The organism is Rhodococcus sp. IEGM 1409, assembly GCF_030056735.1.
Classification (GTDB): Bacteria; Actinomycetota; Actinomycetes; order Mycobacteriales; family Mycobacteriaceae; genus Rhodococcus_F.
This window is the reverse complement of record NZ_JASHKN010000011.1, coordinates 64,410-78,480: the sequence shown is the minus strand read 5'-3', so window position 1 is coordinate 78,480 and position 14,071 is coordinate 64,410. Positions and strand designations below refer to the sequence as shown.

Annotated in this window: 10 protein-coding genes, 1 tRNA gene and 1 riboswitch; of the genes, 8 read left to right on the top strand and 3 right to left on the bottom strand. The window is 61.6% G+C overall.

The features are described 5' to 3' along the window. Positions 1-110: 110 nt before the first annotated feature. The 5 genes from QM716_RS24685 to QM716_RS24665 all read left to right on the top strand — a co-directional run bounded on the left by QM716_RS24685 (position 111) and on the right by QM716_RS24665 (position 9,436). Entirely contained in the window at positions 111-941 is an 831-nt protein-coding gene (locus QM716_RS24685) for a TM2 domain-containing protein (protein ID WP_283306881.1), read from the top strand. A gap of 132 nt (positions 942-1,073) precedes the next feature. Next, on the top strand, positions 1,074-5,558 hold the full coding sequence (gene gltB, locus QM716_RS24680; RefSeq protein WP_283306777.1) for a glutamate synthase large subunit: 4,485 nt from the start codon (positions 1,074-1,076) through the stop codon (positions 5,556-5,558). Beyond that, positions 5,551-7,053, top strand: coding sequence for a glutamate synthase subunit beta (locus tag QM716_RS24675; RefSeq protein WP_283306775.1), 1,503 nt, complete (start codon positions 5,551-5,553; stop codon positions 7,051-7,053). The genes gltB and QM716_RS24675 overlap by 8 nt, the downstream gene beginning before the upstream one ends. An 82-nt stretch (positions 7,054-7,135) precedes the next feature. Further along, positions 7,136-8,554 (top strand): pyruvate kinase, encoded by a 1,419-nt coding sequence (gene pyk, locus QM716_RS24670; RefSeq protein WP_283306773.1) that lies wholly within the window; start codon positions 7,136-7,138, stop codon positions 8,552-8,554. Then, positions 8,555-9,436, top strand: coding sequence for an acyl-CoA thioesterase (locus QM716_RS24665; RefSeq protein ID WP_283306772.1), 882 nt, complete (start codon positions 8,555-8,557; stop codon positions 9,434-9,436). It abuts the gene before it with no gap. A gap of 33 nt (positions 9,437-9,469) precedes the next feature. Here the strand turns inward: QM716_RS24665 and QM716_RS24660 are convergent, their stop codons facing one another. Next, complete coding sequence (locus QM716_RS24660) at positions 9,470-9,973, bottom strand: SRPBCC domain-containing protein (RefSeq protein WP_283306771.1); 504 nt, start codon at positions 9,971-9,973, stop codon at positions 9,470-9,472. A 174-nt stretch (positions 9,974-10,147) separates the two neighbouring features. After that, positions 10,148-10,228: riboswitch (ZMP/ZTP riboswitch) on the top strand. Positions 10,229-10,251: 23 nt separating this feature from the next. On the opposite strand from QM716_RS24660, the gene QM716_RS24655 reads away from it, so the two are divergent. Further along, entirely contained in the window at positions 10,252-11,154 is a 903-nt protein-coding gene (locus QM716_RS24655; protein ID WP_283306770.1) for a bifunctional 5,10-methylenetetrahydrofolate dehydrogenase/5,10-methenyltetrahydrofolate cyclohydrolase, read from the top strand. A gap of 5 nt (positions 11,155-11,159) precedes the next feature. Beyond that, positions 11,160-12,458, top strand: a complete 1,299-nt coding sequence (locus tag QM716_RS24650; protein ID WP_283306769.1) for an amidohydrolase — start codon at positions 11,160-11,162, stop codon at positions 12,456-12,458. Positions 12,459-12,481: 23 nt separating this feature from the next. On the opposite strand, the gene QM716_RS24645 is transcribed toward QM716_RS24650, so the two are convergent. Together QM716_RS24645 and QM716_RS24640 are read right to left on the bottom strand one after the other, a co-directional pair. Beyond that, the gene (locus QM716_RS24645; protein WP_283306768.1) at positions 12,482-13,096 is read right to left on the bottom strand and encodes an AMIN-like domain-containing (lipo)protein; all 615 of its coding nucleotides are present in this window, start codon (positions 13,094-13,096) and stop codon (positions 12,482-12,484) included. A gap of 75 nt (positions 13,097-13,171) precedes the next feature. Continuing rightward, positions 13,172-13,248: transfer RNA gene (locus tag QM716_RS24640), tRNA-Leu, on the bottom strand. A 98-nt stretch (positions 13,249-13,346) separates the two neighbouring features. Between QM716_RS24640 and QM716_RS24635 the strand changes: the two genes are divergently transcribed. Further along, positions 13,347-13,973, top strand: a complete 627-nt coding sequence (locus tag QM716_RS24635; protein WP_095973349.1) for an ANTAR domain-containing response regulator — start codon at positions 13,347-13,349, stop codon at positions 13,971-13,973. Positions 13,974-14,071 lie beyond the last annotated feature (98 nt).

The following is a 14,071-nucleotide window of genomic DNA, read 5'->3' as shown; positions in this document are numbered from 1 at the left end:
AGGACAGATGTGTGGGGGACGGGCCACGAGAAGGTCGAACCCTTCTCGCGGCCCGATAACAAAAGCTATTACGTACCGTCGTCGAATCGAAGGAAAGTACGTTGCCTAACTTGAACAAGAATCCGGAACCTTCCGAGTCGGGGGACTCGTCTGGATCGCAGCCGCCGGTTCCACCGCAGTTCGGGTCGCCGTTCGACTACGACGCGACGGCGGATGCGTCGTTGACGGAGACCTCGGCGCCCACGGAAAAGACCCCGTCGACGGAGACCACCGGCACCGGTCCAGGCTGGGACACGTATTCGGGAGTCGGAAACGGTCCGGGTTGGGGTAACCACCCCATTTACCCGCCGCCGACCGGAACCGAATCGACCACAGCGTTTCCCACTGCTGATTCCACACCGAATCAGCCCACAGCGCCGTACACGTCGCAGGAAAGCTACGCCGCTCAAAACTATCCGGCGCCTGACTACTCGAGCCCGACCCAAGCCCCGACGGACGGTCCCGTCTACGGTGCGCCGGCAGATCAGACTCCGAATCCCTACGCGGCTCCGCCGCAGGGAAGCCAGAGTTACGGTCAGCCGCAGAGCTACCCCCAGTCCGGATATTCACAGCCGGGTTACGGTCAGCAGGGATACGCTCAAGCACAGGGATATCCTCAGGCTGGTTACGGCCTGGTCGATCCGTCCGCACCGTACGGACGTGACCCGATGACCGGCGAACCGTACTCGGACAAATCGAAGACGACCGCCGGATTGCTGGGTATTCTGCTCGGAGGATTCGGAGCGGGACGGTTTTATCTCAATCAGCCCGGCATGGCTGTCGCGCAGATCGCGGTCACTTGGTTGACGTGTGGCATCGGCGGTATCTGGCCGCTCATCGACGGAATCATGATGTTGACCGGCAGCGTGCGCGATCAGTACAACCGTCCTTTGCGAAGCTGATCGAGACGACGTTCGGAACTGTGACCCCCTGATGCCTCGGTATCAGGGGGTCACAGTTTTACTCTCGCGACCTGCGGTTATGGGCTGATAAACTAGCGCTCGTCGGCTGCATGTCCGCGTGGAGGTCGCCGAGTGCCGTTTTCTCGAATACCTGATCCTCGAGGCCTGTACGACCCCGATCAGGAAACAGATTCATGTGGTGTAGCCGTGGTGGCAGACACCTCTGGACGGCACATGCATTCGATTGTCGACGAGGCGCTCGCGGTCTTGGGCAATCTCACCCATCGCGGCGCAGTCGGGCGCGAATCCAACAGCGGCGACGGCGCGGGCATTCTGATTCAGCTGCCGACGGAGTTCTTCGACGCTGTGACCGAGTTCGAGCTTCCACCGCCCAATTCGATGGGTGAGAACACCTACGCAGCCGGAAACTGCTTTCTCCCGGTGGACGAGGAAGCACGTCGTCAAGCGGTTGTTCGGATCGATCAGTGCGCAGCGCCAGAAGGACTGCGAGTTATCGGGTGGCGAGAGGTACCGGTCGACAGCGACTGCGTCGGAACCGTTGCCGCGCAATGTGCTCCGTACATCAACCAATGTTTTGTGACGTGCGCCGAGCCTAGAGATCGCAGTGTGGGCGGAATTGCCTTGGACCGACGAGTGTTTGCGCTCAGGAGGCAAGTCGAGCGGCTTCACTCGGACGGCACTGCAGTGTATTTCCCCTCGTTGTCTGCGCGAACCATCGTGTACAAGGGCATGCTGACGCCGACGCAGTTACCCGATTATTTCACCGATCTACGCGATGTCAGAATGCGAAGTGCCTTGGCGGTCGTGCACAGCCGATACTCCACGAACACTTTTCCGTCGTGGCCACTTGCTCAGCCGTATCGCTGCATCGCTCACAACGGCGAGATCAATACGATTGTGGGAAACAGGAATTGGATGCGCTCTCGCGAGCCGATGCTGCGGAGCGCACTTTTCGATGGGGACATCGATCGCCTGTTTCCGATCTGTACCCCGGGCGGATCCGACTCTTCGTCGTTCGACGAAGTACTCGAGCTTTTGACGCTCGGGGGCCGCAGTGTGCAACACGCCATCGCGATGATGATTCCCGGTGCCTGGGAGAACGATTCTTCGATGCCCGACGAGATACGGGCCTTCTATCAATTTCACGGTTGTCTGATGGAACCGTGGGACGGTCCGGCGTCCGTCACGTTCAGCGACGGGACTGTTGTCGGGGCGGTATTGGATCGCAACGGACTTCGACCAGGGCGTTGGTGGCTGATGAAGAACGGCCGTATCGTGTTGGCCAGTGAGAGCGGTGTGTTGGATGCCCCCGCGTCGGACGTGCTGGAGAAGGGGCGCCTCGAACCGGGGCGCATGTTCCTCGTCGACACCGCTCGCCGTCGCATGGTTCCCGATGCGGAGATCAAGTCGGAACTTGCGAGCACAGCTCCCTACCGGGACTGGCTCGCCGGGGGATTGGTCGATCTCGAGGAGATCCCCGAGTCTGCGCCTGCCCGAGGTGATCCGGTGCCGCTGTTGCAACGTCAACTGCTCTACGGATACCAGGCCGAGGACCTGCAGGACATTCTCGTTCCGATGGCAAGCTCAGGATCGGAGCCGTTGGGATCGATGGGCGTCGATACGCCGCTCGCTGTGCTCTCGGACCGACCGAAGCTGTTGTACGACTACTTCGTTCAGCTCTTTGCCCAGGTGACCAACCCGCCGTTGGATGCGATTCGCGAGGAAGTCGTCACAACTCTCGCATCCACGCTCGGTGCCGAGCAGAACTTGTTCGAAGCATCTGCCCGATCGTGCCGGAGGATCGTTCTACAGAAACCGGTAATTGGTCCGGTGGCAATGCAGAAGATCGTCGAACTCCGCGGCGCTCGAACTCCGACAAGCACTGTCCTGCAGGGAATCTTCGATGTGCGGGGAGGTCTCGCCAAGGGTGTCGAGAGGCTTCGTGAGGCCGCTCGAACTGCCGCCGCCACCGGTATCGACATTCTTGTGATCTCCGACCGTGGATCGGACTGCGAGCAGGCTCCCATTCCGTCGTTACTCGCAGTATCGAGCGTTCACCACGATCTTGTTCGTCATGGCCTGCGAACCAAGGTCTCACTCATTGTCGAGTCGGGTGACGCCCGCGAAGTTCATCACATCGCGCTGCTGATCGGCTACGGTGCGGCGGCCGTCCACCCGTATCTTGCTCTCGAATCCGTCGGAGCACTCAGCGAGCAAGACGAACTTCCCGGGACAGATCCGACGACGGCAACGAACAACTATCTGAGAGCAACAAATTCCGGTGTGCTCAAGGTGATGTCGAAGATGGGAATCGCTACGGTGCACTCCTACACGGGTGCACAGGTATTCGAGGCCGTGGGCTTGAGCCGAGAGTTGGTCGACGAATACTTCTGCGACACACGAAGCCGGATCGGCGGCATCGGTATCACCGAAGTCGCCCGAGAAGTTCTGATGCGTCACGCGGCCGCGTTCTCGCCGTCCGCGGTTCGGCATCGTCAGTTGAGCAGCAGTGGAGAGTTCCGGTATCGCCGCGGTGGTGAATTGCATCTGTTCACGCCAGAGTCCGTGTTCTTCCTTCAACATGCGACACGGTCGGGACGAAGTGAGATGTTTCGTCGCTACAGCGACGAAGTCGATCGACTGAGTGCGCAGGGCGGAACGCTGCGGGGATTGTTTCGATTCCGACGCGGGATTCGTCCGCCGATTCCGCTCCGTCATGTCGAAGCCGTCGAGATGATTCTCGCTCGATTCAACACCGGTGCGATGAGCTACGGCTCCCTCTCTGCTGAGGCGCACGAGACGATGGCGGTTGCGATGAACGCTCTCGGCGGACGTTCCAACACCGGTGAGGGCGGAGAGTCACCGGAGCGGTTGCGTGACGACAAGCGTCGAAGCGCAGTCAAGCAGGTCGCGAGTGGTCGCTTCGGGGTGACCAGCGATTACCTGGTCAATGCCACCGACATTCAGATCAAGATGGCCCAAGGCGCTAAACCGGGTGAAGGAGGGCAGCTTCCGGGGTCGAAGGTGTACCCATGGATCGCGCAAACCCGGTACTCGACGCCAGGGGTCGGGCTCATTTCTCCGCCCCCTCACCACGACATCTATTCGATCGAGGATCTCGCCCAACTGATCTACGACCTCAGATGCGCAAACGATCGTGCGCGGATACACGTGAAGCTGGTCAGCGCAGTCGGAGTCGGGACAGTTGCGGCAGGTGTGGCCAAAGCGCACGCCGACGTGGTCCTGATCTCCGGTCATGACGGCGGGACGGGCGCGGCGGCACTCTCGTCCATCCATCACGCTGGTACGCCGTGGGAGATCGGGCTGGCCGAAACTCAGCAGACTTTGGTGCTCAACGGGTTGCGCGATCGGATCGTTGTCCAGTGCGACGGGGGTTTGCGCACGGCGCGGGACGTCGTCATTGCCGCGTTGCTGGGGGCCCAGGAGTACGGGTTTTCCACGGCGCCACTCATCGCGGCCGGTTGCGTCATGATGCGGGTATGTCACCTCGACACCTGCCCCGTCGGAGTAGCGACGCAAAATCCCGAACTGCGCGAGCGCTTCACGGGCCGGCCCGAGTACGTCGAGAACTTCTTCCGCTTCATCGCCGACGACGTACGACGGTTGTTGGCAGAACTGGGGTTTCGCAGTATCGATGACGCTCTGGGACACGCGGACGTATTGGAAATGACTCCGGAGGTGGCGCACTGGAAGAGTCGGACGTTGGAACTCTCACCACTCTTCGACGTTCCGGCCGCGCCGGCCGGCGCGGCCTACCAGCCGTGTGTACCTTTTTCAAGCGAACTCGAACGCACCCTGGTCGAGTGTGCCGCGAACTCACTCGAGGACGCTCGCCCCGTGCATATCGAACTGCCGGTACACAATACGGACCGGGCGGTGGCAACGACGCTGGGTGCTGAGGTGACCAGACGCTACGGCGCCGTCGGGCTACCTGAAGGCACCATCGACATCGTGCTCAGTGGAACGGCAGGCCAGTCACTCGGTGCGTTCTTGCCACCCGGCATCTCGCTCGTCGTCGCCGGCGATGCAAACGATTATGTGGGGAAAGGTCTCTCGGGTGGACAGATCGTACTTCGGCCGAGCGAGGACGCGCCCTTCGTGGCCGAGGAGCAGGTGATTGCGGGCAATACCTTGCTGTACGGCGCCACGAGCGGTGCACTCTATGCCAGGGGGCGTGTGGGGGAGCGATTCGCCGTACGTAACTCGGGTGCGGTCGCTGTGGTGGAAGGCGTCGGAGATCACGCGTGTGAGTACATGACCGGGGGGAGCGTCGTCATACTCGGCCCAACTGGTAGGAACCTTGCTGCGGGAATGTCCGGCGGAATTGCCTTCGTACTCGACTTGAATGCAGAGAAGGTCAACTGCGACATGGTCGTTCTCGAGCGGCCTTCGGCGGAAGACTGTAGTCGGCTGGTCGAGATTCTCGGTGATCATCTGGCCGCGACCGGCTCGTCGGTCGCGGCAAAACTTCTCGACGACTGGGTTGGCCAGAGTCCGAGATTCACCAAGGTTCTGCCTGTCGACTCTCAGAAGGTCGTGGAAGAGAACCAACAGGTGGAGCCGGCTCATGCCTGACCCACGTGGGTTCCTCAGCGTGAAGCGATCCGGCGCACCGACCAGGCCGACCGATTCGCGTGTCGGGGACTGGGAATCGGTATACGAGTCGCTCGATCCCGTCGTGCGCAATCGAGACGTTGCTGCACAGGCCTCGCGATGCATGGACTGTGCTGTGCCGTACTGCCATTCGGCTGGCGTGGGGTGTCCGCTCGGCAATCTCATCCCGGAATGGAACGACCTGGTTCGGCGTGGACGGTGGTCCGAAGCCTCGGAGAATCTGCATTCCACCAACAATTTCCCCGAGTTCACCGGACATCTGTGCCCCGCTCCGTGCGAAACGGCGTGCGTTCTCGCACTCGACAACGAGCGCACGTCGGGAGGTGTCACCATCAAGCGCATCGAACAGGCGATCGTCGACAACGCGTGGGAGTCGGGTTCGTTAGGGCCACGGGCGCCAGCAGTTCACAGCGGCCACCGTGTTGCGGTTGTCGGTTCGGGACCGGCGGGACTGGCTGCGGCTCAACAACTGACACGTGCCGGACATCGTGTCACGGTGTTCGAGCGGAGTGATCGAATCGGGGGACTGCTTCGCTACGGAATCCCGGAATTCAAGTTGCCCAAAGCCTTGATCAATCGACGCCTGGCCCAGTTGATCGCCGAGGGGACCCGATTCGTCACGGGCTGCGCCGTCGGAGTCGACGTGAGCGCACAAGACCTCATGACGGATTTCGAGGCGATAGTCCTGGCGGTCGGGGCCGATCGTGCCCGAGACACCGACGTACCGGGTCGTGGTCTTCGCGGAATCCATCTTGCGATGAAGTACCTGCGTGCCGCCAACCGTGAATGCGAGGGTGACGGCGCGTCGAGCATCTCGGCGCGAGGTGAGAACGTCGTGATCATCGGTGGCGGTGACACGGCGGCCGACTGCCTCGGCACGGTGCATCGCCAGGGCCCGCGCTCCGTGACGGAATTGGATTACCACGTCCCACCCCCGGGGCATCGCGATCGAGACCGCGACCCGTGGCCGTTGTGGCCGCGGGTCCTGCGCAGCTCGCCGGCAGACGACGAGGGCAGTGACAAACGGTTCCGATGGGCGGCGCAGGAATTTCTCGACGACGGTGACGGTGCGGTTTGTGCAATCCGGATGGTTCCGGTCGCCGTGTCGCGAGGAGAGAACGGACAACGGACCCTGGTGCAGACCGGGGACACGACGGATCTGGTGTGCGAGATGGTCCTGCTCGCTCTCGGATTCGACGGCGTCGAAACCGCGCCACTACTTACCGACCTCGATGTCGGCACCGATCCGCTCGGCAGAATCGAGTGTGATGTCGGGTGGCAGACCCGAACACCCGGCGTGTTCGTCTGCGGCGACGCGCATCGCGGGGCGTCGCTCGTCGTGTGGGCGATTGCCGAGGGACGGTCGGCCGCACATGCCGTCGACGTGTATCTCACAGGCGGGTCCGACCTTCCGTCGCCGGTACATCCGAAGGCATTTCCGCTGTTCGTGAGGTGAACAACTGAATCGAGTAAGAACAGAAAGTGCACGTCGCAAATGCCGGATAGAAGTGCGGTGGGGTAGCGACTAGGCTCGAGCCGTGAACCGACGGACAAAAATTGTATGCACACTTGGACCTGCGACAGCTTCTGGCGACCGCATCCGTGAGCTCGTGGAGAGCGGCATGGACGTGGCTCGCCTCAACTTCAGCCACGGCGAGCATGCCGATCACGAAGAAAACTACATTCGCGTCCGCGCCGCGTCGGACGCCACCGGAAAGGCCGTCGGTGTTCTCGCCGACCTCCAGGGGCCCAAGATTCGCCTCGGCCGATTCAAGGACGAGCGGACCACCTGGGCCAACGGTGAAGAGATTCGTATCACCGTCGACGACGTCGAGGGAACACACGATCGCGTCGGGACCACGTACAAGGAATTGGCGCGCGACGCCAAGGCAGGCGATCGACTGTTGGTCGACGACGGAAAGGTCGGCCTGGTCGTCACTTCCATCGACGGTAACGACGTCGTCTGTCGGGTCACCGAAGGCGGTCCGGTCAGCAACAACAAGGGCCTCTCGCTGCCTGGGATGAACGTCTCCGTTCCTGCCCTGTCGGGCAAGGACATCGCCGACCTCGAGTTCGCCCTCAAGCTGGGCGTCGACTTCATCGCACTCTCCTTCGTTCGCTCACCCGCGGACGTCGAATTGGTTCACGCCATCATGGATCGAGTCGGTCGCCGCGTTCCCGTCATCGCGAAGCTCGAGAAGCCCGAGGCCATCGACAATCTCGAAGCCATCGTGCTCGCATTCGACGCCGTCATGGTCGCCCGCGGTGACCTCGGTGTCGAGTTGCCGCTCGAGCAGGTCCCGCTCGTCCAGAAGCGTGCAATCCAGATTGCTCGTGAGAACGCGAAGCCGGTCATCGTCGCCACGCAGATGCTCGAGTCGATGATCGAGAACTCGCGTCCCACCCGTGCAGAGGCATCCGACGTTGCCAACGCCGTTCTCGACGGCGCGGATGCAGTCATGCTCTCGGGTGAGACATCAGTGGGCAAGTACGTCATGGAAACCGTTCGCACCATGGCCCGCATCGTCGAGGCCGTCGAAAACGAATCGACCCGAGTCCCACCCCTGACTCACGTCCCGCGCACCAAGCGCGGTGTCATCTCGTACGCAGCGCGTGACATCGGCGAACGTCTGGACGCCAAAGCATTGGTTGCATTCACACAGTCCGGTGACACGGTGCGACGACTGGCTCGCCTGCACACTCCACTGCCGCTGCTCGCCTTCACCCCGTTGCCCGCAGTACGCAGTCAGCTGACGCTGACGTGGGGAACCGAGACGTTCCTGGTCGATGCGGTGGCCACCACCGACGAGATGGTGCGTCAGGTAGACAATGCTTTGCTCTCGCTCGGGCGGTACGTCAAGGGCGACCTCGTGGTCATCGTTGCCGGGTCCCCTCCGGGAACCGTCGGCTCCACCAACCTCATTCACGTCCACCGCATCGGCGAAGAGGACCACTGAGTGACCCACGCGAATGCGTCCACCGACCTCGGTACTCTCCTTGGTTTGTTGGATCTGGAGCAGATCGGTGACGACGCGTTCCGTGGACACCACCCCAAGCAAGTAGGTTCGCGGACGTTCGGCGGTCAGTTGGTGTCTCAGGCACTGATGGCCGCCGGACGGACCGTTGACGGTGAACGCCCCATCCATGCCGTCAACGCCCATTTCATTCGGGGTGGAGATGTCAAGGCGCCCATCGAGTATAGGGTGGAGCGTCATCGTGACGGGCGTGCTTTCGCCAACCGTCAGGTGACGGCCTATCAGGGTGACAACGAATTGTTCGTGATGCTCGCGGCGTTCCAGGACTCCGGCAAGGGGCTCGACCATGCCGTCGAGATCCCGGACGTTCCACTTCCGGAGTCACTGCCGCCGATCGGCGATCATCTGGTGGGGTACGAGGAAAAACTGCCGCATTTCAGTGCGGCGCTCAAGCCGATCGACATGAGGTACGCCAACGATCCGGCGTGGATCCTCAAAGGCACCGGTGAGAAACTCAACCACAATCGGGTGTGGATGCGCCCCGACGGTGATCTTCCGGATGATTCACTCGTACATGCTGCGACGCTTGCATACTCGTCGGACACCACTGTGCTCGATTCGATTCTGACCACTCATGGATTGTCCTGGGGCCATGATCGTATCGTCGCGGCAACGGTCAACCACTCGATCTGGTTCCACCGTCCGTTTCGATTCAGCGATTGGGTTCTGTACGCGACCGAATCGCCCGTCGCTGCAGGTTCGCGTGGTTTGGCGACCGGACGGTATTTCTCGGTGGAAGGACTCCTGTTGGCGACAGTGGTTCAAGAAGGAATGATCAGGCACTTCCCGCGCAAGGGGGAGTGAGAGGCGGGCCCGAGACTGTACTCGGGCCAAGATTCAGGCCGACTTGCGATATTGCGGTGAGAGTTCGTCGGCGCGGTCCCACGGAGACCAGTCGACTTCGCGTCCATCGAGTTGGGCTGCAACAACTTCCAAGCCCGCGTGCCAGCCGGCGGCGTGGGCGTACGCGGACTCTTCGTCTTCCATCGTGTGGGTGAGGGTCAGCCAACAGCCGCCGGTGCCGTCCGGAGCCAGCTCCCAATGCAGAGTGTCTGCGTCCCAGAGGAATTCGAGAATTCGGTGCGGGTGGACGCTGATGACCGTCCCACGCGTCACGTGATCTGCGGGTAGTCCGAAACGCGCGACTTGTTCCGGTGTCACCTTGAACAACAGATCCGCGCCGGGAGTGAGATCGAAATCGACATCCGCCGGGAACCAGGCGTCGAGGTACTCGCGTTCCGTTATAACTTTCCAGACCTTGTCCGGTGCGTGCGGAATCGCCAGTTGAAAGCTCAGTGACACCCGACCGTCATAGGTCAGGTTGATCTTGCCGTTGTCCATCGGTGCCTCCAATGCTTGGTGCCCGTGCGGTTGCCCCCATCGTGCCATCTAAATGCACAGGATGGAATAACTGCTGGTCAGATCGTTACCTATTGATAGGTTATGTCGATTTATCTCGTTTTGAGAGCGGCGTTCTCGATGCATTTCGTGGCGGTGAAACAACCGCGCGGTACGCTGACCACGCACGACTGGCGCGGGTGGGACCTACCACCGGGGAGTGCACATCGCGAGGTATCGACCGCCTGGGTGCTTCACACATCTTGTGTGAAGGGAGAACTATGTGCGCGAAGAATCTGTCCACCAAGAATCTGTCCGCGAATAACGAGCCCGCTCGAATTATCGACGGACGCGCCATTGCCGATGCTGCGCTCGCGAAACTGTCAGTGCGCACCAGACAGTTTCATGAAGAGACGGGTCATGTTCCCTGCCTGGCTGCCGTCATCGTGGGATCGGACCCGGCCTCGAGGGCCTATGTGCAGATGAAGGCCAAACGGTCTGTCGCTGTCGGAATGACGTCGCGAACAATGGAACTACCGGAGAGTGCGACCACGGGAGACCTCGTCGACGTGTTGACGGCGTTGTCGGTGGACCCTTTGATCGACGGCATACTGCTGCAACACCCGGTGCCAGACCACATCGACGAACGGGCCGCGTTCGATGCCATCTCGGCCGACAAGGACGTCGACGGCGTCACTTCGGCATCATTTGCGGCAACGGCGTTGACCGGAGGGGGATTCGAATCGTGTACGCCGAGTGGCATCCTGCGCCTCCTCGACGCCACAGGCGTCGAACTTGCTGGAAAGCATGCCGTTGTGGTCGGCAGAAGCCCGATACTCGGATTGCCGATGGGAATGCTCCTCCTGCGTCGGGACGCAACCGTGACGTACTGCCATTCGCGAACCGTCGACCTGGCCGCTCACGTCGGTACGGCGGACGTCGTCATTGCTGCCGTCGGCGTTCCGGAACTAATCAAAGGTTCGTGGATCAAGCCCGGGGCAGTAGTGATCGATGCGGGGTACAACGCGGGCAACGTCGGAGACGTGGAGTACGGCGCCGCGCTCACTCGCGCCGGTGCAATCACACCGGTGCCGGGTGGCGTCGGCCCCATGACGGTTGCAGTATTGCTGGAACAAACTCTCGCCGCGGCTAGTTCGGGCGACTGCAGTTCGGGCATACAGTGAGAATCATGACCAATGTGTTGGACCGAATCGGTGATGTCAGCGCTTCACTCGTAGACCTGTACAAAGATCTGCACGCGCACCCCGAGTTGTCGTTCGCGGAGCATCGGACCGCCGGAATCGTCGCGGATCGATTGCGAGACCTCGGTTTCGAGGTGCATTCCGGAGTCGGCGGAACCGGAGTAGTAGGCGTTCTCCGAAATGGCAGTAATCTCCGAAACACCAGTAGTCTCCGAAACAGCAGTAGTCTCCGAAACAGCAGCGGCGCAACCGTTCTGCTTCGGGCCGACATGGACGCATTGCCGGTCGAGGAAGTCACCGGTCTCGATTATGCAAGTACGGAGCGAGGAACCGACAAGGAGGGCAACGACGTTCCGATCATGCACGCGTGCGGGCACGACATGCATGTCGTTGCGTTGCTCGGCGCCGCTCGGATCCTCAGTGAAACCGTCGACTCGTGGTCGGGCACGCTCGAGGTCTTGTTCCAGCCCGCAGAGGAACTCGGTGCCGGCGCGCAGGCGATGGTCGACGACGGGTTGTACGACCGCATTCCCAAGCCCGATGTGGTTCTCGGCCAACACGTTGCACCGGCACCGGCGGGAATCGTCGGATTGCATTCCGGGGCAGCATTCGCTGCGGCTGACAGCATGCTGGTGCGGATGTTCGGGAGGGGCGGGCACGGATCGCGGCCCGAGACCACGATCGATCCGATCGTCATGGCGGCATCGGCAGTGATGCGGTTGCAGACGGTGGTTTCCCGAGAGATCGCCGGAAGCGACATAGGGGTACTGACAGTCGGCCAGTTTCACGCAGGTACGAAGAACAACATCATCGCCGATCATGCGGAGTTCGGTCTGAGCATTCGGACCGTCAATCCGGAAGTTCGAGCCCGGGTTTTGGACGCGGTGCACCGAATCGTCCGCGCAGAGGCGCAGGCATCCGGTGCGCTCCGTGAGCCCGAACTGATTGCACAAGAGTCATTTCCGGTGCTGATCAACGACGGCGCGGCCTGCGATCGTGTGAGCGCTGCGTTCAGGGGCGTATTCGGGGAACACGGCGTCATCGATCCTGGACCGGTCACCGGGAGTGAAGACGTCGGGATCCTCGCCGACGCGGCCGGAGCGCCGCTGGTGTACTGGCTCCTCGGCGGTGCGGATCCCGAGGCCTATCTGAAGGCCGCAACAGCGGGAACCGTCGAGGAGGACATTGCATCAAACCACTCACCGCGGTACGCCCCGGTGATTCAACCGACCCTCGACAACGGAATCACCGCGTTGACCACAGCTGCGCTGGAATGGCTGAGCTGAGCGCGTAATTGGGTAATCGACGGTCAGTTGTCGGCTGCGGGAATGTCGATAGTCAACTGAGATGGGGAATCGGATGTCGACACCGTGTACGCCGGACGGGTCTGGAGTGTGCCGACAAACGACTGAAGGATCGTATCGTTCGTGCGGGCACTCGCCATGCGGGTGATGTGTGTGCCGTCGAGGGGAGCCGAGACCAGAGTCGGATCCGACCGGACCCCCATCAGATCGACCTGAAGTATCGATCGACTACCGACGTCCACGACTTGGCTGTCACCCGCTCGGATTGCTTCACTGACGTATTCGGTTTTCCAGAACACCGGTCCGTTGCCGTCGAAGCGGTAGGTGATGCGGGTGAAACCCTCGTGATCGGTCACGTCGATCTCGGTCACGTCGACGCGTGGATTCGGTGAAGGGATCTCTGTGTCGTTGGGGAATGGGGGAAGCATGGAGATCTCGGTGGACGGGGCATCGATCGGGCGAGAGCCGACCTGAAGGGTGCCGGTCCGTGTTGCAGCGTCGAGGACCACCTGGGTGGAAGATCCGCCGGCAGTGTCGGATTCGTCGTCTGTCTGACACCCGGTGAGCAGCGAGAGACATGACATGGCTCCGAGCAGAGCAATCAACCGGCGACCGTTCATGGATCGAACCTAGCGGCGGTTGATCCGGGGTACAGCCGAATGCCGAAACCTTGCGGTACGGCCGGCTGCGGCAGGTGGTGCCCTCGGTGAGACTCGAACTCACACTGGACGGGTTTTGAATCCGTTTCCTCTGCCAATTGGGATACGAGGGCTTGTTGCGATGACTACATTAGAAGATGCGATTTCAATGTCAAACACCGGTACCCTCTAATCGTTCGCGTCTCGTGTCGGGGCGGTTCGATGGAGGAGGATGGTGGCCATGAATTCGCCGCAGCCGCAAGGCAATCAGCTCGCACCCCGTCGTGTTGTCGTCGCTGAAGACGAGGCGTTGATCCGCATGGATCTGGTCGAGATGCTCCGCGAAGAGGGCTACGACGTCGTCGGCGAGGCCGGTGACGGACAGGTGGCGGTCGAGTTGGCCGAGTCACTCAGGCCTGATCTGGTCATCATGGACGTGAAGATGCCCAGGAGAGACGGCATCGACGCGGCGTCGGAGATTGCCGCCAAGCGCATCGCTCCTGTTGTCATTCTCACAGCGTTCAGTCAGCGCGAGTTGGTCGAGCGCGCACGCGACGCCGGCGCCATGGCCTACTTGGTCAAGCCGTTCTCCATCAGTGACTTGGTGCCTGCCGTCGAATTGGCGGTCAGTCGCTTCCGAGAGGTGACGGCGCTCGAGCGTGAGGTCGCCGATCTGTCCGATCGGCTCGAAGCGCGCAAGCTGATCGAGCGCGCCAAGAGTGTTCTGATGGTTCGCCAAGCGCTCACCGAACCCGAGGCGTTCAAGTGGATTCAGCGCGCCGCGATGGACCGGCGCTCCACGATGAAGGCCGTCGCACAGGTCGTACTGGAAACTCTGGGCGGCGAACCGGACGCTTGAGCACAGTGACCGGGTTATCCGGCTGCTGCGTCGACGTCGAAACGTCGCGCAGCGCTACAGCCGTGTAAACACTGTGCGCCTTCAGATAACAGTCAGGT

What these genes read in the sequence shown, in the direction of transcription:
- QM716_RS24635 (WP_095973349.1), top strand. Translation starts at nt 13,347, where the DNA reads ATGGTGGCCATGAATTCGCCGCAGCCGCAAGGCAATCAGCTCGCACCC.
- QM716_RS24655 (WP_283306770.1), top strand. Translation starts at nt 10,252, where the DNA reads ATGTGCGCGAAGAATCTGTCCACCAAGAATCTGTCCGCGAATAACGAG.
- QM716_RS24645 (WP_283306768.1), bottom strand. Translation starts at nt 13,096, where the DNA reads ATGAACGGTCGCCGGTTGATTGCTCTGCTCGGAGCCATGTCATGTCTC.
- QM716_RS24660 (WP_283306771.1), bottom strand. Translation starts at nt 9,973, where the DNA reads ATGGACAACGGCAAGATCAACCTGACCTATGACGGTCGGGTGTCACTG.
- QM716_RS24650 (WP_283306769.1), top strand. Translation starts at nt 11,160, where the DNA reads ATGACCAATGTGTTGGACCGAATCGGTGATGTCAGCGCTTCACTCGTA.
- QM716_RS24675 (WP_283306775.1), top strand. Translation starts at nt 5,551, where the DNA reads ATGCCTGACCCACGTGGGTTCCTCAGCGTGAAGCGATCCGGCGCACCG.